At 60.1% G+C, this 20,796-nt stretch carries 19 protein-coding genes; 13 read left to right on the top strand and 6 right to left on the bottom strand.

The window, feature by feature from the left end:
- The first annotated feature begins 69 nt into the window (after positions 1–69).
- The 6 genes from topA (at position 70) to rpmG (ending at position 7,783) form a co-directional block, all read left to right on the top strand.
- Complete coding sequence (gene topA / locus GR183_RS04535) at positions 70–2,730, top strand: type I DNA topoisomerase (protein WP_160774413.1); 2,661 nt, start codon at positions 70–72, stop codon at positions 2,728–2,730.
- Entirely contained in the window at positions 2,724–5,045 is a 2,322-nt protein-coding gene (rnr, locus tag GR183_RS04530; protein ID WP_376765753.1) for a ribonuclease R, read from the top strand. The genes topA and rnr overlap by 7 nt, the downstream gene beginning before the upstream one ends.
- Positions 5,042–5,506, top strand: a complete 465-nt coding sequence (locus GR183_RS04525) for a DUF983 domain-containing protein (protein WP_160774411.1) — start codon at positions 5,042–5,044, stop codon at positions 5,504–5,506. Before rnr ends, GR183_RS04525 begins: the two co-directional genes overlap by 4 nt.
- Positions 5,503–6,246 carry an NUDIX hydrolase gene (locus GR183_RS04520; RefSeq protein ID WP_160774410.1) on the top strand — a complete coding sequence of 248 codons (744 nt, stop codon included), beginning with the start codon at positions 5,503–5,505 and terminating at the stop codon, positions 6,244–6,246. Before GR183_RS04525 ends, GR183_RS04520 begins: the two co-directional genes overlap by 4 nt.
- Before the next feature lie 67 nt (positions 6,247–6,313).
- Complete coding sequence (locus GR183_RS04515) at positions 6,314–7,495, top strand: MFS transporter (protein ID WP_160774409.1); 1,182 nt, start codon at positions 6,314–6,316, stop codon at positions 7,493–7,495.
- Between the two features lie 120 nt (positions 7,496–7,615).
- Entirely contained in the window at positions 7,616–7,783 is a 168-nt protein-coding gene (gene rpmG / locus GR183_RS04510) for a 50S ribosomal protein L33 (RefSeq protein ID WP_160774408.1), read from the top strand.
- A 430-nt stretch (positions 7,784–8,213) separates the two neighbouring features.
- On the opposite strand, the gene GR183_RS04505 is transcribed toward rpmG, so the two are convergent.
- Both GR183_RS04505 and GR183_RS04500 read right to left on the bottom strand, forming a co-directional pair.
- Positions 8,214–9,578: a PleD family two-component system response regulator gene (locus GR183_RS04505; RefSeq protein WP_160774407.1), complete on the bottom strand. Its 1,365-nt coding sequence runs from the start codon at positions 9,576–9,578 to the stop codon at positions 8,214–8,216.
- A 25-nt stretch (positions 9,579–9,603) separates the two neighbouring features.
- Positions 9,604–9,972: a response regulator gene (locus GR183_RS04500; RefSeq protein ID WP_160774406.1), complete on the bottom strand. Its 369-nt coding sequence runs from the start codon at positions 9,970–9,972 to the stop codon at positions 9,604–9,606.
- Positions 9,973–10,115: 143 nt separating this feature from the next.
- On the opposite strand from GR183_RS04500, the gene GR183_RS04495 reads away from it, so the two are divergent.
- The 3 genes from GR183_RS04495 to GR183_RS04485 all read left to right on the top strand — a co-directional run bounded on the left by GR183_RS04495 (position 10,116) and on the right by GR183_RS04485 (position 12,498).
- Positions 10,116–10,433, top strand: a complete 318-nt coding sequence (locus GR183_RS04495; RefSeq protein ID WP_160774405.1) for a DUF3572 domain-containing protein — start codon at positions 10,116–10,118, stop codon at positions 10,431–10,433.
- Positions 10,426–11,115: an HAD family hydrolase gene (locus GR183_RS04490; protein ID WP_160774404.1), complete on the top strand. Its 690-nt coding sequence runs from the start codon at positions 10,426–10,428 to the stop codon at positions 11,113–11,115. The genes GR183_RS04495 and GR183_RS04490 overlap by 8 nt, the downstream gene beginning before the upstream one ends.
- 75 nt (positions 11,116–11,190) lie before the next feature.
- Positions 11,191–12,498, top strand: a complete 1,308-nt coding sequence (locus GR183_RS04485) for a DNA polymerase IV (RefSeq protein ID WP_160774403.1) — start codon at positions 11,191–11,193, stop codon at positions 12,496–12,498.
- A gap of 7 nt (positions 12,499–12,505) precedes the next feature.
- Here GR183_RS04485 and GR183_RS04480 read toward each other — a convergent pair whose 3' ends face one another.
- The gene (locus GR183_RS04480) at positions 12,506–13,369 is read right to left on the bottom strand and encodes a cell envelope integrity EipB family protein (protein ID WP_160774402.1); all 864 of its coding nucleotides are present in this window, start codon (positions 13,367–13,369) and stop codon (positions 12,506–12,508) included.
- Positions 13,370–13,533: 164 nt separating this feature from the next.
- Here GR183_RS04480 and GR183_RS04475 point away from each other — a divergent pair, with 164 nt between their 5' ends.
- From GR183_RS04475 to GR183_RS04460, 4 genes are all read left to right on the top strand, one after another.
- On the top strand, positions 13,534–13,998 hold the full coding sequence (locus tag GR183_RS04475) for a RidA family protein (protein WP_160774401.1): 465 nt from the start codon (positions 13,534–13,536) through the stop codon (positions 13,996–13,998).
- 30 nt (positions 13,999–14,028) lie between these two features.
- Positions 14,029–14,811, top strand: a complete 783-nt coding sequence (locus GR183_RS04470) for a glycerophosphodiester phosphodiesterase family protein (RefSeq protein WP_160774400.1) — start codon at positions 14,029–14,031, stop codon at positions 14,809–14,811.
- A gap of 203 nt (positions 14,812–15,014) precedes the next feature.
- Positions 15,015–16,355: a GNAT family N-acetyltransferase gene (locus tag GR183_RS04465; RefSeq protein ID WP_244313617.1), complete on the top strand. Its 1,341-nt coding sequence runs from the start codon at positions 15,015–15,017 to the stop codon at positions 16,353–16,355.
- Positions 16,356–16,519: 164 nt separating this feature from the next.
- Positions 16,520–16,945, top strand: a complete 426-nt coding sequence (locus GR183_RS04460; RefSeq protein WP_160774399.1) for an HIT family protein — start codon at positions 16,520–16,522, stop codon at positions 16,943–16,945.
- Between the two features lie 139 nt (positions 16,946–17,084).
- Here GR183_RS04460 and GR183_RS04455 read toward each other — a convergent pair whose 3' ends face one another.
- The 3 genes from GR183_RS04455 to clpA all read right to left on the bottom strand — a co-directional run bounded on the left by GR183_RS04455 (position 17,085) and on the right by clpA (position 20,795).
- On the bottom strand, positions 17,085–17,390 hold the full coding sequence (locus tag GR183_RS04455) for a branched-chain amino acid transport AzlD family protein (RefSeq protein ID WP_160774832.1): 306 nt from the start codon (positions 17,388–17,390) through the stop codon (positions 17,085–17,087).
- A gap of 26 nt (positions 17,391–17,416) precedes the next feature.
- Positions 17,417–18,181 carry an AzlC family ABC transporter permease gene (locus GR183_RS04450; RefSeq protein ID WP_160774398.1) on the bottom strand — a complete coding sequence of 255 codons (765 nt, stop codon included), beginning with the start codon at positions 18,179–18,181 and terminating at the stop codon, positions 17,417–17,419.
- 175 nt (positions 18,182–18,356) lie between these two features.
- Positions 18,357–20,795, bottom strand: a complete 2,439-nt coding sequence (gene clpA / locus GR183_RS04445; RefSeq protein WP_160774397.1) for an ATP-dependent Clp protease ATP-binding subunit ClpA — start codon at positions 20,793–20,795, stop codon at positions 18,357–18,359.
- Position 20,796: the final 1 nt, after the last annotated feature.

Genomic DNA, 20,796 nt, shown 5'->3' with positions numbered 1-20,796 from the left:
CACGCCAGACCTCGACGTACCGGCTCAGTAGTGCCTCACGTCTCTCACGTCATTTGCGATTGGGTATCGATGAATATCGTCATTGTGGAATCCCCGGCCAAGGCCAAGACAATCAACAAGTACCTGGGCTCCGGCTATCAGGTAATGGCGTCTTACGGCCATGTGCGCGACTTGCCGGCGAAGGACGGCTCGGTTCGCCCCGATGACGATTTCGAGATGACGTGGGATGTGGATTCCAAATCCCAGAAGCGGCTCAACGATATCGCACGCGCCGTGAAAGATGCCGACCGCCTGATCCTCGCGACGGACCCCGACCGCGAAGGCGAAGCGATCTCGTGGCATGTGTTGCAGGTTCTGCAGAACAAGAAGGTGCTGAAGGACAAGCCGGTGGAGCGCGTCGTCTTCAACGCGATCACGAAGAAATCGATCCTGGAGGCTATGGAGCATCCGCGACCGATCGATGCCCCGCTGGTCGATGCCTATCTAGCGCGCCGCGCGCTCGATTATCTTGTCGGTTTCACACTGTCGCCCGTGCTTTGGCGCAAGCTTCCCGGCGCCCGGTCCGCCGGCCGCGTCCAGTCAGTCGCGCTGCGCCTCGTCTGCGACCGCGAACGCGAGATCGAGATATTCGTCAGCCAGGAATACTGGTCGATCCTTGCGAACCTGAAGACCGAAGCCGGAGACGCGCTGCAGGCGCGCCTTGTCGGAGCTGACGGGAAAAAGCTCGGGCGGCTGGATATAACCTCGAAGCAGCAGGCGGACGACCTGAAAAACCTGCTGGAAGACGCCAGTTTCCGGGTTGCTTCGGTTGAATCGAAGCCGCAGAAGCGCAACCCCTACGCACCCTTCACCACATCCACGCTGCAGCAGGAAGCTTCGCGCAAATGCGGCTTTTCCGCCCAGCGCACGATGCAAGTCGCCCAGAAGCTTTACGAAGGGATCGATATCGGGGGTGAGACGGTCGGCCTTATCACATACATGCGTACCGACGGCGTGCAGATCGCGGGAGAAGCGATAGCGGGTGCGCGCAGGGTGATCGGCGAAGACTATGGCGCCAATTACGTGCCTGAAAAGCCAAGGCACTATTCCTCCAAGGCCAAGAACGCGCAGGAAGCTCACGAGGCGATCCGACCGACCGACCTTTCGCGCCGACCGAAGGATGTCGCCCGGTTCCTCGATCCCGATCAGGCACGGCTTTACGAGCTTGTCTGGAAACGCACGATCGCGAGCCAGATGGAATCCGCCGTTCTGGAGCGCACGACGATCGATATCCTCGCCACATCCGGCGGCCGAAAGGCGGACCTTCGCGCTTCGGGTTCCGTCGTGCGCTTCGACGGGTTCCTGGCACTCTACCAGGAAGGCCGGGACGACGAGGAAGACGAGGAATCCAAACGCCTGCCTCCGGTAAAGGAGAACGAGGCCCTCGCCAAAAGCGCTTCGGAAAAAGGCGTCTTCATCGAATCCGACCAGCACTTCACCGAACCGCCGCCGCGCTACACGGAAGCGACGCTCGTCAAGAAGATGGAAGAGCTTGGCATCGGCCGTCCTTCGACCTACGCGTCCACCCTGCAGACGCTGCGCGACCGCGATTACGTCGAACTCGACAAGAAGCGCCTCGTCCCGCAGGACAAGGGCCGGCTCGTGATCGCCTTCCTTGAAAGCTTCTTCGATACATATGTCGAGTATGACTTCACAGCCGATCTTGAGGAAAAGCTCGACCGCATTTCCGCCGGCGATCTGGAATGGAAAGACGTCTTGCGCGACTTCTGGCGGGAATTTTCAGGCGCGGTCGACAACATCAAGGACCTGCGCGTTTCCGAAGTGCTCGATGCGCTGAACGAGTTGCTTGCCGCGCACATCTTCCCCGAACGCGAGGACGGCAGCGACCCACGCGTGTGCCCCGCCTGCGGCAAGGGGCAGCTTTCCCTCAAGGTCAGCCGTTTCGGAGCGTTCATCGGCTGCTCGAACTACAACGATCCAGACACGCCCTGCAGCTACACCCGCCAGCTTTCCGCCAACGGGCAGGACGGCGAAGCGGCTGCGGCCGCCGAAGGGCCGCGCCTGCTCGGCCAAGACCCGGAAACGGGCGAGGACATAACGCTTCGCAGTGGCCGTTTCGGCCCATATGTTCAGCGAGGTGAAGGGGCAAAGCCGCCAAGAGCATCCTTGCCCCGCGGCTGGTCGGCCGATGCGATGGATCTGGAAAAGGCGCTCAGGCTCCTCTCTCTGCCGCGCGACGTGGGCCCTCACCCGGAAGACGGAAAGATGATCAGCGCGGGCATCGGACGCTACGGCCCGTTCGTCCTGCATGACGGGACATACGCCAACCTCGACAGCCCGGAAGAGGTCTTCTCCGTCGGCATCAACCGGGCGGTCGACGCGCTTGCGCAAAAACGCGCCAAAGGCGGCGGGCGGCGCGGCGCGGCGGCAGCTCCCCTGAAAGAGCTTGGCGAACATCCTGACGGCGGCGCGATCGCCATCTACGACGGGCGCTACGGGCCTTACGCCAAATGGGGCAAGGTGAACGCGACGCTGCCGAAGGACAGCGATCCGCAAGCGATCACGCTTGAACGCGCCGTCGAACTCGTCAACGCCAAGGCCGAAAAGAGCGGCAAGGGCAAGACGACCAAGAAGGCCGCTTCGAAGAAGACACCAGCCAAGAAATCGACGGCCAAGAAGACATCGACCCGAAAGAGTACGGCGGAGAGCGCCACGGAAGACGCATCTTGACACGCGGCGGACCGGCCAAGGCGAAGAAACGCAAGAAGCTCGACAAGGGAGGCGACGAACTCCCGAGCCGCGAGGATGTTCTTGCCTTCGTCGCCTCGCAACCCGGCAAGGTCGGCAAACGCGAGATCGCCAAGCATTTCGGGATCAAAGGCGGTCAACGCATATTTCTGAAACGGCTGCTGAACGATCTCGCGGAAGAAGGAGTTCTGGAAAGGCGTCAGAAACGGCTCATGCGGCCCGGCGATCTGCCGCCTGTCCTAGTGGTCAATCTGGTCGCGCGAGACGCAGACGGCGAACTACTCGGTGAGCCGGTGAAATGGGACGAAGAGGAAAACGGCAAGCCACCCAAGATCCTCATCCTGCCGGAACGCCACAAGAAGCCCGGCCCTGCCGGCGGCATCGGCGACCAGGCGCTCGTTCGCCTTGCCGATGTCGACCCGGGCCTTGAAGCAAAGCACGCAGCGCGCATCATCAAGCTGCTTGAGCGCCGCCAGACAACGGTACTCGGCATCCTGCGGCTCCATTCAGGGCTGGCCGGCGCAAGGCTTGAGCCCGTGGACCGCAAGCAGAAGGAACTGGAGGTCGACACCACCGATCTGAAGGGTGCGGAAGACGGTGATCTCGTAACCGTCCAGATTACCCGCACCAGCCGCTTCGGACTGCCGCTTGCACGCATTACCAAGCGCATCGGCTCCATGAATTCCGAGATGGCGGTCTCGGAAATCGCGCTTCATACGCACGCGATCCCGCATGATTTTCCCGCAGCCGTTCTGGCGGAAGCGGACGGTGCCGAACCGGCGAAGCCTGGCAGCCGCGAAGACTGGCGCAACCTGCCGCTTGTGACTATCGACCCGCCGGACGCCAAGGACCACGACGATGCGGTGCACGCCGCCGCAGACGATGCTCCCGACAACGAAGGCGGGTATATCGTCACGGTTGCCATTGCCGATGTCGCAGCTTATGTCCGGCCCGGTTCCGCGCTTGACAGGGAAGCGCACATTCGCGGCAACTCGGTCTATTTCCCCGACCGTGTCATCCCGATGCTGCCCGAACGCATCTCGAACGACCTTTGTTCGCTGCGCGAGCAGGAAGACCGGCCGGCAATGGCCGTACGCATGATCTTCGACCAGGCCGGGAAGAAGCGATCTCACACCTTCCACCGCATCCTCATGCGATCGCAAGCGAAGCTTTCCTACGTACAGGCGCAAGCCGCGGTCGACGGACAGACGGACGAAAAGACCGAAGTGCTGCTGGACGGCGTCCTGAAGCCGCTTTGGGAAGCCTATGCGGTTCTGAAGAAGGGTCGCGACGACCGCGAACCCCTCGACCTCGATTTACCGGAACGCAAGATCAAACTAGACGGCAAAGGCATGGTCGAAGCGATCTATGTGCCCGAACGCCTCGATGCGCACAAGCTCATCGAGGAATTCATGATCCAGGCCAATGTCGCCGCCGCCGAAACGCTGGAAAAGCGGAAGACACCGCTCCTTTACCGGATCCACGACGCATCGAGCCCTGAAAAGCTCGAGGCGCTGAAGGATTTCCTGGCCACCCTCGACATCAAGCTGGCGCAGCGCGGCGGCCTGCGCCCATCCGTCTTCAACGGCATCCTGAAGAAGGTAAAGGGAACCCCCAACGACCAGCTCGTGAACGAGGTAATCCTGCGCAGTCAGGCGCAGGCGGAATATGCGCCGGCGAATATCGGCCATTTCGGCCTCAACCTGCGCCGCTATGCACATTTCACCTCACCGATCCGCCGCTATGCGGACCTGATCGTCCATCGCGGTCTCATTCGCGCGCTCGACCTCGGCAATGACGGCCTGCCCGAAGGTATCGAGAGCAAGCTTGAGGCAATCGGCGCGGAAGTCTCCGCCGCCGAACGGCGCGCGATGCTGGCTGAACGCGAAACGATCGACCGTCTGATCGCCATCTGGATGAAGGATCAGGTGGGCGCGAATTTCAACGGCCGCATATCGGGTGTCGTGAAATCCGGCCTCTTCGTCCGCCTTGAAGATACCGGGGCCGACGGTTTCGTGCCCGCATCCACGATCGGCGAGGATTATTACCACTACGACGAAACGTCACATTCCATGATCGGCCGATCCACGGGAGAAACCTATCAATTGGGCGACCATGTCGAGGTTCGCCTTGTCGAGGCAGCGCCGTTTGCCGGCGCGCTGCGGTTTGAACTCCTGAGCGAAGGCCGTTACCAGAAGGGACGGCCCACCCCCAAGCGTCGGCCGGTGCGAAGCGGCCGCAGCAGAAACGCTTCCGCGAAGGCGCCAGGCCGCCAGAAGAAAGGTCGACGCAAATGAGCGTGACATATGGAACCGAACATGATGTGGCGAATGATGCGCTGCCCAAGCGCGATACCGGCAAGGCGGTGCTGCGAGGGCTGTTTTGCAAGTGCCCGTCCTGTGGGGCGGGGCGCATCTTCAACGGGTACCTGACCGTAAACCGCGAGTGCGAATCCTGCCGAGAAGAGCTGCATCACCACCGCGCCGACGATGCCCCGCCCTATTTCACGATCTTCCTCGTCGGCCACCTGATCGTGCCGGCAGCTCTCGGCATCGAAATCGCCTACAGGCCTGACATGTGGATCCATATGTCGCTCTGGATTCCGCTGACGATCCTTTCCTCCCTCTTCTTCCTGCGGCCCATCAAAGGCGCGCTGATCGGCCTTCAGTGGGGCCTTTACATGCATGGTTTCGACCCGAACAGCGTCGATCCCGACGCACCGGAGGACGCAGGCGCCGTCGTGGTTGAACGATCATGAACAAGGCGCTCGTCGAACGCCTGTCGAACGCGGAAAGGCAGACGCATTATCCCAACGTCCGGCCAAAGGACGCGGCGACGCTGCTCATTCTCGACAGGCAGGCGAACGGCGAATTCAAGGTACTGATGGGCAGGAGGCACCAGCGCCACCGTTTCATGCCCGGCATGTTCGTCTTTCCGGGCGGACGGGTCGACCCGGCGGATTCCCGCGTCCCCGTGATCGGCAACTATCATCCGGATGTCTTGCAAAAGCTCGCCTATTCCCTGAAAGGGCCAAAGACGGACGCACGCACGAGGGCATTTGCAGTCGCAGCCGTTCGCGAAACCTATGAGGAGGCCGGTGTCTTCGTCGGTTCGAAGGCCGATGCCGATTGGCAGGGCAAGGGCGATTTCGCCGCCTTTTCCGAGCGCTGCGTCATGCCGGATTTGTCTCCCATGCGCCTGATTGCGCGCGCCATCACCCCGCCGCGCCGCCCGCGGCGGTTCGACACGCGGTTTCTTGCCGTTCCCGCCGATGCAATCGCCGATCAACTCGCCGAAGGAACGGGCCCTTCGGGGGAACTGGAAGACGTCCACTGGCTGACGCTGGATGCGGCAAAAAACCTGGAACTTCCAACAATCACGCTAACGATCATCGAAGAATTGCAGAACAGGCTTTCCGCCGACCGCGACCTCGCGCCGGAAACGCCCGTTCCCTTCTACTACTGGCGCCGCAAGGGCTTTATCCGCGAAGAAGTCTGAGATAAAGAGGGCGGCTCGCCGACGCTACGTCATTCGGCAACGCTTTCTTTCTTGGAGGGTTTAGGCGGTGGACGCTCTGAGTGCGACCGTGGAAAAGGCCCGGCGCCTGCGCGGTATTGCCGCCGCCATTTCGGCGATCACTGCCGTCGGGATCGCGCTGTCGATCAGCCTGCCACTCCTGTCCTTGACGCTGGAAGCGCGCGGCGTTTCCGGAACCTGGATCGGCATCAATACGGCGATGGCGGGCGTTGCTTCGCTTGCCGTAACGCCTGTTGCGCCGGGGCTGGCCTTCCGGATCGGGACATCGCGCACGACATTCCTTTGCGTGGTGCTTGCCGCCATATCGCTGATAGGATTTCATTTCGCAGAAGCGTTCTGGATGTGGTTTCCGCTACGCGTCGTCTTTCACGGTGCGGTGACCATCGCGTTCATCCTCTCCGAATACTGGATCAATGCACTTGCGCCAGATGCCCGGCGCGGCTTCGTGATGGGCATTTACGCCACCGTGCTTTCGATCGGATTTGCCACGGGACCGGCGATTCTCAACCTCGCCGGGACGACCGGCCTTGTTCCATTCATCGCCGGTGCCGTCCTTCTCGTCGCCGCTGCCGTACCGGTACTGCTTGCGCGGGCGGACGAACCGCCCCTGCACGGCGAGGAGACATCGCTGCCGATACTCGCCTATCTTGTCGCCGCACCCTTGGGTACGCTCGCCGGCCTTGTCTTCGGCGCGGTCGAGCAAGGCGCCCTGTCGCTTCTTCCGATCTTCGGCATTCGGGTCGGCTTCGAGCCGACGGATGCGGCGCTGCTGGTGTCGGCAGTCGCGCTCGGCAATGTCCTGCTTCAAATACCGCTAGGGATTGCCGCCGACAGATACGACCGGCGATGGCTGCTCTTCGTTTGCGCGGCGATCGGAACCGGCGGAGCCCTGCTGATGCCGCCTGTCTCGGGAAGCTTCCCCACCCTGCTTCTTGTCCTGTTCGTCTGGGGCGGTTTCATCGCCGGCCTCTATACTATCGGCCTGACGCATCTCGGCGCGCGTTACCGCGGCAAGGAGCTTGCGGGCGCAAATGCCGCGTTCATCATGATGTATTCCACCGGAATGCTGATCGGTCCGACGCTGATGGGCGCCGGCTTGACGACGGTGGGGCCAGCCGGATTGCCGTATGCGTGTGCGTTTCTATTCGCGATCTTCGCGCTCGTCGCTCTCTACAGGATATGGTCCGAGCGAGGCCGGAATCCGGCTTGACTTTATGTGATCCATCCTTATGGTGCGCGCGACGTTTTCACTGATCGCCCGGCCGCAGTCCGCCGCACCAAATGCGGATCAGCAGCGTATTCGGGCACATGACACTCAAGGACGAAAGCCATGGCCAAGGCGACAACAATCAAGATCAGGCTCGTCTCGACGGCCGACACCGGATATTTCTACGTCACGAAAAAGAACACGCGCACGATGACGGAGAAAATGACGAAAAAGAAATACGACCCGGTCGCGAAAAAGCACGTCGAGTTCCGCGAAGCGAAGATCAAGTAAGCTTCGATCTGACGAATTTCGCTGAAAGAAAAATCGGGCGCCTCGGCGCCCTTTTTTATTGGCCGTTTATTTGAAGCGGTTCGCTGTCTTTCAGACTTGATATGGCCGGTTGCGACCCAGGCGTAACGAGGAGGCCACTCTATCCTGAATCGCAACCGGCCCACCCTACGGGACCCAGGAGATGCGGCGGACCTGAGAGTTCCGTAGGGATTTCAAGCGGCTCCATCCGCAGGGAGCATGAACGGAAGTCCGCGATATCTCTTATGCGCCGAGACTACAGCGTCGAAGTTCTGAAGCAACATACATGAGGCAGGCGTCCAAGAAAAATTACAATTTTAGTAAAGTAACGAGGTTAATTTCCGAGCCGGTGAAAAACTGTGCAGAAGTGGAATTCGATTTCCTATTCTTCGTCCCCGGCCAGGCGAAGGATTTAGGCCGCCTGAGAGACGACCCGATTGCGCCCTTCGCGCTTCGCCGAATAAAGCGCCTCATCCGAACGCTTGAGAATCTCTTCCGGTGTATCGCCCTTGCCCTGATAACTCGCCACGCCCACGCTCACCGTCACGGTGAGCATCTCCGGACCGTTCTGCACGTGGAAGGGCTCTGAAGCCACAAGACGACGGATGCGTTCGCCAACCTGATAGGCGACCGAAAGATCCGTATCGGGCATGACCAGGACGAACTCCTCGCCGCCGTGGCGGCAGGCAAGGTCCAGCCCGCGTATATTCGACTTGAGCCTGCGGGCGAACTCCTTCAGCACCTCATCGCCGACATCATGTCCATGGGTGTCGTTGATCGACTTGAAATAATCGATATCGAGCGTGAGAACCGACAAATCGCCTTCGCGCTCGCGCGCCTGCCTGGTCAGCGTATTCATGTGCGTTTCGAGGTAGCGGCGATTGTGCAAGCCTGTAAGAGCGTCCGTGACGGCCAGCGCTATCGTCTTCTGGACATCGCTCAAGAGGCGGTCGTTCGCGCGCTTGCGGGACACCTGGGAACGAACGCGCAACAACAGTTCGTGCCGGTCCACCGGGCGCAGCACATAGTCGTTCACTCCAAGGTCGAGACTGCGCATCATCCGTGGCGTATCGTCGGGATCGGCGATCACCATGATCGGCAATTGCCGTGCAGGGTCCTGATCGCGCAACTGCGAACAAAGACGTAGCGGATCCGCACTTTGGAGCGAGAGGTTGACGATGGCCAGCTCGTAGTGCCCGCTCGCGGCCCGCGCCACGGCCCGCGCCGCATCCGCCTCTCCGTCAACGATATGCTCGGCGCCCAGCATCTTCAACAGGCGCTCCAGGGACGAAGCCCGATCATCGACGACAAGCAGGCGGCTGCCTCCGCCTTCAGAGGCGTGCTCGTCCTCGCCGCAGCCCAGGACGGCGCCGGTACGCGCGCGCATGCGCAGTTCGTCGGACGTTCTCTTCAATGCGATCAGATTTCGAACGCGCGTGACGAGCGCCACGTCGTTTATCGGCTTCGTCAGGAAATCGTCGGCACCGGCCTCAAGCCCCCTGATCCGATCTTCCATCTGATCAAGAGCGGTGATGATAACAACGGGAACATGTCGGGTTCGCGGATCGGCCTTGATCGCGGCGCAGGTTTCAAACCCGTCCATGCCGGGCATCATGACGTCGAGAAGCACGACATCGCACGACCATTCCCTGATGGTATTGAGCGCCTCCTCGCCGGAAGTGGCGCTTTTCACTTCGAAATACTCTGCAAGCAGACGCGCTTCCAGCAAACGCACGTTTGCCTTGACGTCATCGACGACCAGAATTCGCCCCGTCATTTAGCCAGCCCCAGCCCTCGTTCGATCATTCCCCAAGATAAGATCTAACCGTCTCAAGGAACTTAACGACTGAAATAGGTTTCGAAATATATGCCTCGCAGCCGCCCTGTCTGATCCGCTCCTCATCGCCTTTCATGGCGAAGGCGGTAACGGCGATCACCGGTATCGTCTTGAGTTCGTCATCTTCCTTGATCCACTTGGTCACCTCGAGCCCGGAAACTTCCGGCAACTGGATATCCATGAGAATCAGGTCCGGATGGTGCGCGCGCGCAAGCTCAAGCGCCTCTATGCCGGTGCGCGTCTGCAGGGTCTGATAGCCATGCGCCTCGAGAAGGTCATGGAACAGCTTCATGTTGAGTTCGTTATCCTCAACGATCAGCACGGTTTTCGACATGGTTTCCGCCTTCTCAGCAGCGCCTTCCACAAGAGGCCGAATTTTACGGCCTTCGTGCATCCCGCACGTATGGCGTCCGCTCCTTCCCCGCATTACATTCGCGACCATCTTACTGAGAATTCGTTTCGGAAAGGCAAATGTAAATGACGTCAGGTCGTACCGGCAGTCTGACACCCGAGGCAGCGGAAAAGCTGGCAACCGACGCACTGGGCTATCTCGCGCAGGACCTGGAGCATCTGGGCCGATTTCTGGCGTTGTCGGGAATCGGCCCTGCCGAGCTGCGGACAGCCTCGGCGGAGCCGGGCTTTCTCGTTGGAGTGCTCGAATTCTACATGGAGCACGAATCGCTTCTGCTCGCCTTCACCGAGACAAAAGGATACCGGCCGACGATGGTAGCGGCGGCGCATCTCGTGCTTTGCAATAGCGAACTCAATGGCGCGAGCCCGGAAGAACATGCCTGAGCCCACGACAGTGGATCCGCACGCGCTTGCACAAATAGCCGGACTGCCCCGCACAGACAGACCCCTGATCATCTGCGACGTCGACGAGGTGGTGCTCCACTTTATCTCCCATCTCGAAATTTTCATGGGAAAACAGGGCTATCGTTTCACCGATCACCGATATCGCCTCAACGGGAATATCGTGGGAACGGACGGAACCGCATTGCCGAAAGACGCCGTGCGCGCGCTCCTGACCGGCTTTTTCGACGCTCACACGGCCAATCAACGGCCGGTCGACGGTGCGGCGCAGGCGCTGGCCACGCTGTCAAACCGGGCAGACATCGTACTGCTGACCAACCTGCCCGGCCGGCACAACAAGCCGGTTCGCGAAAATCTGCTGGCAAACCATGGAATTCGATTTCCGCTTGTTACGAACAGCGGCCCGAAAGGCGGCGCTGTCTCAGCCCTTGCCGCCGGCCGCCGACAGCCGGTCGTCTTCATCGATGACAGTCCGACCAATCTCAGGTCCGTTCAGTCGTCATACGCGCGGGCAACGCTGATTCAGTTCATTGCCGACGAAAGGTTTTTTGCGTCGGCCGATCCTATTGAGGGGATTCATCTCAAAACGAATGACTGGCGCCACACCTGCACCTATATTGAACGCCTGCTGGGGAGCAAAGGCAGCATCAGCGAGCTGCTTTAGGAAAATCCGCGGTTCTCGGCCCCGGCAGGCCGCAAACGGCCAGCAAGGATAAACGTCCGATCCGCATGGACAACGATGGAGCGTAACCCGACGACACGGCCTGCGGGCCCCCATCAGTCGCTCTGCCGGGATTGCGGCAACCGGGGCGCCGAGGAAGCGCGCCGCTGTACGTCCTGCGGCAGCCCGCGTCTTGTACGCCATGCAGAGTTGTTCACGCTCTCCATCGCGCATATCGACTGCGATGCCTTCTACGCGTCGGTTGAAAAGCGGGACAACCCGGAACTGCGGGACAGGCCGGTAATTGTGGGCGGTGGAAGGCGAGGCGTAGTCTCGACCTGCTGTTATATTGCCCGCATCTCCGGCGTTCGGTCCGCCATGCCCATGTTCAAGGCACTGGAGCGCTGTCCCGATGCAGTAGTCATCAAGCCGGACATGGAAAAATACGTTCGCGTCGGACGTGAAATTCGCGAGCGCATGACAGCGTTGACGCCGATGGTGGAGCCGCTATCGATAGATGAAGCCTTCCTTGACCTTTCGGGCACTGAAAAACTGCATCATGCCGCCCCTGCCGAAACTCTGGCGCGCTTCGCGAGGTCGATTGAATCCGATATCGGAGTTAGCGTTTCGGTTGGCTTGGCGCCCAACAAGTTTCTCGCAAAAATTGCCTCCGATCTCGAAAAGCCCCGTGGGTTTTCGGTTATCGGAGCCGCAGAAGCGCTTGAGTTTCTGGCCCAACAGCCCGTCGGGCTGATTTGGGGCGTGGGCAAGGCCTTCCAGGAAAAGCTGGAGCGCGACGGCATTCGCACGATTGGCCAGCTACAAACGATCGACGCCACAGAACTCGCACGGCGCTACGGCGTCATGGGGCTGCGGCTCGCCAAGCTTTCCCGCGGCAAGGACGACAGAAGCGTTTCACCCGACCGCGAAGCAAAAAGCGTCAGCACCGAGACGACATTCGATCGGGATATCGCTTCCTTCGAGGAACTGCGAATTGTGCTCAGGAGGCTCTCGGAGAAGGTTTCGGCCCGCCTCAAACGCGCAGGAATCGCGGGGCGCACCGTTACGCTCAAGCTCAAGACAGATCGTTTCAAGACGGTCACGCGATCCAGAGGCCTATCCGACCCGACGCAATTGGCCGATCGGATCTACCGAACCGGCGAGGAATTGCTGAAGGCGGAGACAAGCGGACAAAGATACCGCCTGATCGGGATCGGGGTCAGCGAGCTTGGCGATGCCGCATTCGCCGACCCGACGGATCTTGTCGACGCCGATGCGGGACGGCGTGCCCAGGCCGAGCGCGCCATAGATGCTCTCAGATCGAAGTTCGGCGACAATTCGGTCGAACTGGGCCTCACTCTGGGGCAAAGGAAAAAGCCGGTTTAAGACCGGGTCAATTTCCCGCCGGACAGTCGACCGTTTTCAGCGGCTCGAACTTCACGAGGCGCCCACGAATCTTGAAGTCGCCGTAGTCGAGGACAAGGCGCCGGCTTACGCCGTTTCTGTATAACAGGAAACCCAACTGATAGACCGGCGTTCCCTCGCCGGTCGCTGCGGTGCCTTCTTCCTCGAAATAGGAAATCGTGACCGGCCAATGCGGGACCTTGCCGAGTTTCAACACGGCCTCTTCCGCATCCTGTGACGGTACGCCGGGCCCTTCCCGCTCCTCGCCGATGATCGACGAAGTGAAATAGACCTTTTCTCCCGTTTCCGAGCCATCGAAAACATCGGCAACAAGGACGCGTTCGCCACGTTCGGCCGCAGAAAGAAGCGACTTCAGATGCTCTGTCGGAAAGAGCGCGGAATGTTGCAGTTCGACCGTTTTCTCGGACGGTTTCTGCAAGGAAATGGCAACCTTTCCATCGACATGTTCCGCACGCCCCTTGGTTTGTTCGGCGAGTTCGCGGTCGATGAACGTTTTTGTGTAGAACTGATAGCCCTTGCCGGCGGGCTCCTCGAATGAAGACGTCTGCAGATCGGTGAGCCTGACGGCGCCATCGGAGTTGGCGAGCTTGGTCACGAAACGAAACGACACGCTGTAGCCTTCGCACGCGCCGCCCGTGAATTCGTAAACCATCCTGCCGCTGACGCCGGTCACGCCGGATCCGTCCTGCGCATCGCCAAGATCCATGTCGTATATTGCACGGTGCGGCATCAGATCGATACCCGCGCTGGCGTTCGCGGCGAATCCGCCCAAGCCAGCGCCAAGTGCGCAAAACACGGCCACATACCGCGTCGCGATACGATCGAATCCCATCAACTGCTCCACCTGCTCCAGTTCAAGTCGACGTCGAGTTTCGCGCAATTGCGCCTCTTTCGCCAGTCCCGATTGAACATGCGAACTTCTTCTTACAGTGCAGCTTGAAGCGCCTGTGATTCTGGGCCAATGTCCGCGCAAGAAAACGAATGGCGGAGGATCCCATGACGGGTGAAATCGAAAGCCGCCTGGCGAAGATCGGCATCGATCTGCCCCAGGCCGCCGCTCCCGCGGCAAATTACGTTCCTTATGTGATCACCGGTTCGCAACTGTTCATTTCCGGGCAGATACCCATGGGAGCGAACGGCATCGAGCATCAGGGAAAACTCGGCGCGGACTATTCCGTGGAGGACGGGCAAGCGGCCGCGAAGCTTTGCGCGATCAACATACTGGCGCAGGCCAAGGCAGCCTTGGGAGATCTCGACAAGATCAAGCGACTGGTAAAGCTCGTCGCCTTCGTGAATTCCGCACCCGATTTCGGCAATCAGCCCAAAGTGGTGAACGGAGCCTCGGACTTCATGGTCGAGGCGCTCGGGGACAAAGGCCGGCACGCTCGTTCGGCTGTCGGCGTTGCAGCCCTTCCCTTCGGTGTTGCAGTGGAGATCGAGGCGATCTTCGAAATCGCCTGATCGACAAGGACCGGAAAGCCGCGCCGAACCATGCCAGACATTTCATGGCTGACAGCCAAACCGATCGCGCATCGCGGATATCACGATGCGCGCGCCGGCAGGATCGAAAATACGCAGTCGGCGGTCAAGGCGGCGATGGACCGCGGTTTCCCCGTCGAAGTCGACGTTCAGGAACTTGCCGATGGGGATGCCCTTGTCTTCCATGACGAGACGCTGGATCGCCTGACATTCGAGACCGGCGCGGTCATAGGAAAGCGGTTTGAAGAGCTTTCCGACGTGCCCATGCGCGGAACCGACGACAAGCTTTGGCGGCTTGACGACCTGCTCCAGCTGGTAAACGGGCAAGTCGGGATCTGCATCGAGATAAAATCGCTCTTCCGCAAGGATTCGCAGCGAAACTTCGTAACGCGCATCGCAAGGCGCCTGCAGCACTATTCCGGCCCTGTCGTCGTCAAGACGTTCGACCCGGATATCCTCGGGGTCCTGAGGGAGGTCGCGCCCGACCTGCCACGCGGGATCGTCGCGGAAGCGGCGCGGGACCTGAAACATTGGGGACATGCGACGCGGATCGAGCGCTTTGTGATCCGCCATATTCTTCACGCGCCGCGAACGCGGCCACATTTCATCTCCTACAATGTGCACGATCTGCCGGCTCTCGGACCGTCCATCCTGAAGCGATGGTTCGGGCTTCCCATTATCGCCTGGACGGTTCGCACGGAAGAAGACCGGCGGCGCGTGACACTGTTCGCGGACCAGATGGTTTTTGAAGGCTTCGACCCGGAAAGCGATGCAAACCCGCGCGCGGTTGGATAAAATTTCCGCACCCTGCCCGTCTTGAGCTTTTGCCCGCATGCCATAGTTTGTCGTGTGGCAGTCTTTGAGCGCTTTCCACGAAAGCGGGATCGCTTTCGTGACAAGAAATCGGCCCAGAATCAATGCCTTGAGCATATCCTTGTCGCGAAATCCAATTCAGATTTCGCGGGATATGCCCTAGGTCACTGCGAAGAGGCATTTCCTTGAACGACAAGCCGGTCACCGATCAGGAATTCCGCATTCGGGTTCACACCACGCTTTCCGACATTCCGTCAGCCACATGGGATGCGCTCGCCAACCCCGGCTGGTTGCTCGAGCCGGGCGGCAAGCTACGCAAGACGCAGGAAATTCCGGCACTCTCAGCATCGGGCCAGGTCGGAACATCTCAAGCTGAATCATCGCTTGAAGCAGTTGAGACGACCGCTTGCATCCGTGAATCAGAAGATGAGAATTCTGACTACAACCCCTTCATTTCACACGCATTTCTCTCTTCCCTGGAAGAGGCCGGATGCGCCACCGCTAATACGGGGTGGCTCGGCCAGCACCTCGTTCTTGAAGAGGCGGGCGGCGCCGTACACGCTGCCCTGCCGTGCTACCTCAAGAACCATTCCTTGGGCGAATACGTTTTCGATCATGGCTGGGCGGATGCGTTTCATCGCGCGGGCGGGAACTATTATCCCAAGCTCCAGTCTTCGGTTCCCTTCACTCCGGCGACCGGCCGCCGTTTCCTGACGGCAAAGGGCATCAACCGCGATATTGCAATCGAGGCACTGTCGAACGGACTGGCTCAACTGTGCAGACGCGTCGGCGCCTCTTCGGCACATATCACCTTCCTGACCCGTCAGGAATGGGATGCGCTGGAAAGCCAAGGCTATTTGCGCAGAACCGATCAGCAGTTTCACTGGCTGAATGACGGCTATTCGGATTTCGATGAATTTCTGGAAAACCTCGCGTCCCGCAAACGAAAGCAAATCCGCAGGGAGCGGCGCGAAGCCGTGAAGGCGGGAATCGAGATCGAATGGATAACAGGCAGCGAACTCACGGAAAGCCATTGGGACGCGTTTTATGAGTTCTATATGGACACCGGCAGCCGCAAATGGGGCCGGCCTTATCTGAACAGGGAATTCTTCTCGCTTCTTTCCGAGCGCATGGCCGACAGAATTCTGCTGATCATGGCTTACCGCGACGGGCGGCCGATCGCCGGGGCGTTGAACCTTATCGGATCCAGCACATTATTCGGCCGCAACTGGGGTTGCGTGGAAGACCACCCGTTCCTCCATTTCGAGGTTTGTTACTACCAGGCGATAGAATTTGCCATCCAGCATGGCCTTTCACGCGTGGAGGCCGGCGCGCAAGGCACGCACAAACTCGCGCGTGGCTACCTGCCCACAACCACCTATTCGGCTCACTGGATCGCGCATCCCGGTCTACGTGAAGCGGTTGGGGACTACCTGATACGAGAGCGACAGGCAGTCGAGATCGAAAACGAGGCCCTGGCCGAACATTCACCTTTCAGGAGAACTTCCGATTCCCGGCCCAAGTGACTCCGTGGACTCAACTATTTTTTGCCAACCATTCCGAACCATCGCGCCCGCGAAATGCCCAACGCAACGAAAAACAACACCCGCGCGGAAGTTCCCTCACCCCTCTTGCGGCAAGAGACGGCAGCCCGTTAAATCCGGCGGGACCAGATACAGGGAATTCCATGATGACCAAGCCAGCCTATGACGACCAGAACGTCTTCGCCAAGATCCTTCGCGGTGAACTGCCCTGCCACAAGATCTATGAAGACGACAAGACGCTTGCCTTCATGGACATCATGCCACGCGGCGACGGCCATGCGCTCGTCATTCCGAAGACGCCGTCACGCAATATTTTCGATATCCAGCCGCAGGATATGGCCGACGTCATGGCAACGGTGCAAAAGGTGGCGCGCGCCGTCGTGAAAGCATTCGAGGCGGATGGCGCGACGATCCAGCAATTCAACGAACCCGCCGGCGGGCAGGTGGTCTTCCACACGCACGTGCATGTGATCCCGCGTTTCGACGGGGTGAAGCTACGTCCGCACACCGGCGACATGGCGGACGGCGATGTGCTTGGCGAACAGGCGGCGAGGATACGCGAAGCACTTTGACAAGGGAGCAGCCGAACCCGAGCAAAATCCGATAAATCGGCATCGCATTTCCCATTCGCGGTAGCGGGCGGTGAAAGCACCGCCCGTCGTCTGCTTCATGACGATCATGGCAAAAAGAATGGATGACCGGTCGTGGCAATCAGATCAGGAGCCACCCCACCACCAAGGCGGCCTCCGCAACCAAAACACCGACCACGACACGCTGCTTGAAATACAAAAAAGCCACGAAGCCTATGACGGCGGCGGCGATCCTGAGCGCAAGGGGCGATGAAGCGAGCGCTCCGGTGGGAAAGAGGATCAGGCGGGAGATTACGCCGGCGACAAGAGCGGTGGCGACGGCCCTGACCCAGATGAGAATTTCGCTATCCTCCCGGAGCCGGTTGCCGACGATAACACCGAGCCAGCGCCAGATATCGGTCGCGAGCCAGCCTGCAACGACGATCATTACGTAGGGCCACCACCAGGACTCGCTCACCGCGAATACCTTCCATAACCCTTGACGCCCAAATAAGCGGCCGTTCCACCGGCAAGTCCGGTCCACAACAGATCGAGCCCCGGAACGACGACAAAGAATATCGGGCCGAGCACCAGCCCCAGGATCATCGCCGCCTTGTCGGATGACAGCCGCGACGCCCCCCATAGCGAGCAGGTGAAATAAACCGGCGTCAGCAGGAAAAGCGCACCGGCCACAATCGCCGGCATATCTTCGATGAGAAGGTATGAAACGCCGGTCATGACGAAAACGAAACTGGTGATCCCTCCCCCAAAGCCGAGAAAGAAAGGCAATCGCGCCTCGCGGGGGAGACTCGGCAGGTTCTTCATTGCATAGACCCACGCCGTAACCGCCACGAAGTGAGATGCAATCAACAACTGCCAACGCTTGGTGCGCCCGTCCACCTTGAGCATCGGCATGAGGGCAACGGTCATCGGCATCAACCGGACCGATGCCAGCGCAACCGCGACCGCAGCGGTCAGCAGGGAGGCGCCGCCCGTTATCGCACCCGTAAGCACGACGATACTGGGAAGGGCCCACACCATGCCCGTCATCGCAAGCGTTTCACCGAGACTGAGCCCGCTTTCGCGGGCGAGCCCGGCATAACCGACGAAAGCCGCGGTCAGGATCATCGCCGGTATGGAAACCATAGCCCTTGCGCCACGAAGAGCCCAATAGGCGGAAGACTTCGTTTCAGCGGTGCGAACCTGCGGATCGATCGTATCTTGCTTGGGTCGGGACATGATTCAGAAACGCGAGGGACGAAAGGCAGGGCAATCTATCATCATACAAAACCTCGGCAATTGCACTTTATGCAACCCAGCGTCCCAGATTTCCTAAATGTGGAAAGCCCGCGAAGAAAAGGGGCGCTCGGGCGCCCCTTCAAATCAATTTGTCCGTGGGAAGCGCTTATGACCTTCAATCGGCCAACGGAACTTTCGGAACGCTGCTACGGCGCCCCGGTCCATTGCCGCCTTTCTGCGCTCCGGACGAAGACTGCGATGCCTTCCTGGCGGCCGGCTTACGCTTCTTCTTCGGCTTCGCGGCGGCCTTCGATTTTTCAGGCTTGGCCCGCACAGGCTTGTCTTCCACGCTTTCAAGCAGGAGCCCGGCCCCATCTTCGGAGACGGAAACCTTGACGGTTCCGCCTTTCTGGAGCTTGCCGAACAGCACCTCATCGGCAAGGGGGCGTTTGATGTGCTCCTGAATCACTCGGCCGAGCGGCCGCGCACCCATCTGGGTATCGTAGCCCTTGTCGGCAAGCCATTTGACCGCATCTTCCGTAAGTTCAAAGGTGACGCCACGATCCGCAAGCTGCGCCTCAAGCTGCATGACGAACTTCTCGACAACCTTGTAGACAACCTCCATGGGCAGGCTGCCGAAGGCGATGATCGCGTCGAGACGATTGCGGAATTCCGGCGTGAACAGGCGGTTGATCGCCTCCATGTCCTCGCCTGCACGCTTGGTCCGGTTGAATCCGATGGGTTCCTTGGCAAGATCGGACGCGCCGGCATTCGTCGTCATGATCAGGATGACATTCCGGAAATCGACCTGCTTGCCGTTGTGGTCCGTCAGCTTGCCGTGATCCATGACCTGCAGGAGAATATTGAAGAGGTCCGGATGCGCCTTCTCGATCTCGTCGAGCAGCAGCACGCAGTGCGGATGCTGGTCCACGCCATCCGTCAGCAGACCACCCTGATCGAAGCCGACATATCCCGGAGGCGCGCCGATCAAGCGCGATACCGTGTGCCGTTCCATGTACTCCGACATATCGAAACGCAATAGCTCGACACCGAGGGATGCCGCAAGCTGCCGGGCAACTTCCGTCTTGCCGACACCCGTTGGCCCGGAAAAGAGATAGCTGCCGATCGGCTTGTTCGGCTCGCGAAGGCCTGCGCGAGCAAGCTTGATGGCGGAAGCGAGAGATTCGATCGCCTCATCCTGCCCGTAAACGACCCTCTTCAGTTCCGCGTTCAGATTGGAAAGAACCTCCGCATCGTTCTTGGATACGGACTTCGGCGGAATGCGTGCCATGGAGGCGATGGTATTCTCCACCTCCTTGACCCCGATCGTCTTGCGCCTGCGCGCTTCGGGAACCAACTTCTGGGAGGCCCCAGTCTCGTCGATCACATCGATCGCCTTGTCGGGCAGCTTTCGGTCCGAAATATAGCGCGCCGACAGCTCCACCGCCGTGCGGATCGCCTCATTCGTGTAGCGCACCTTGTGGAAATCCTCGAAATAGGGCTTCAGCCCGCGAAGGATCGCGATCGCATCATCGACGGTCGGCTCGTTGACATCGATCTTCTGGAAGCGGCGGACGAGCGCCCGATCCTTTTCGAAGAACTGGCGATACTCCTTGTAGGTCGTTGAACCGATGCAACGTATCGTGCCGGATGCGAGAGCCGGCTTGAGAAGATTCGATGCATCCATCGCACCGCCGGACGTTGCGCCCGCGCCGATCACCGTGTGAATCTCGTCGATGAACATGACGGCGCCGGGATATTCCTCGATCTCCTTGACCACCTGCTTCAGGCGTTCCTCGAAATCGCCGCGGTAGCGCGTACCCGCAAGGAGAGCTCCCATGTCGAGCGAAAAGATCGTGGCTTCCTTCAGGACTTCAGGTACGTCACCATCGACGATGCGTTTTGCGAGCCCCTCGGCGATCGCCGTCTTGCCCACCCCCGGATCGCCCACATAGAGCGGATTGTTCTTGGATCGGCGGCAAAGGATCTGGATCGTTCGCGCGATCTCCTTCTCGCGGCCGATCAACGGATCGATCTTGCCCGTCCGCGATTTCTCGTTGAGGTTGATGCAATAGGCATCGAGCGCATCGCTCTTCTTTTTCGACTTTTCGTCGTCGTCCACCGTGGCCGCCTCATCCTCGACGCCGCGCGCCGGCCGGGAATCGGACATCCCCGCCCGCTTGGCGATGCCATGGGAAATATAGTTGACCGCGTCGTAGCGGGTCATGTCCTGCTCCTGCAGGAAATAGGCGGCGTGGCTTTCGCGCTCGGCAAAGATCGCAACGAGCACATTTGCCCCCGTCACCTCCTCGCGGCCCGATGACTGCACGTGGATCACCGCGCGCTGGATGACGCGCTGGAAGCCGGCAGTCGGCTTGGAGTCCTCCTCGCCGTCGGTCATCAGGTTATCGAGTTCGGTATCGATATATTCGATCAGGTTGCGGCGCAGCAGATCGAGATCGACGTTGCAAGCGCGCATCACCGCAGCCGCGTCCTGATCGTCGATCAGCGCAAGCAGCAGGTGTTCAAGCGTCGCATACTCCTGCTGACGCTCATTGGCATAAGCCAGCGCCTGGTGGAGTGCTTTTTCGAGACTGCGCGAAAATGAAGGCACG

Origin of the sequence: Stappia sediminis (genome assembly GCF_009826895.1) — a bacterium.
In the GTDB taxonomy this organism is placed as follows: Bacteria; Pseudomonadota; Alphaproteobacteria; order Rhizobiales; family Stappiaceae; genus Hongsoonwoonella; species Hongsoonwoonella sediminis.
Note: the sequence above shows the minus strand (reverse complement) of the source record. Positions and strands in the feature narration are given on the sequence as shown.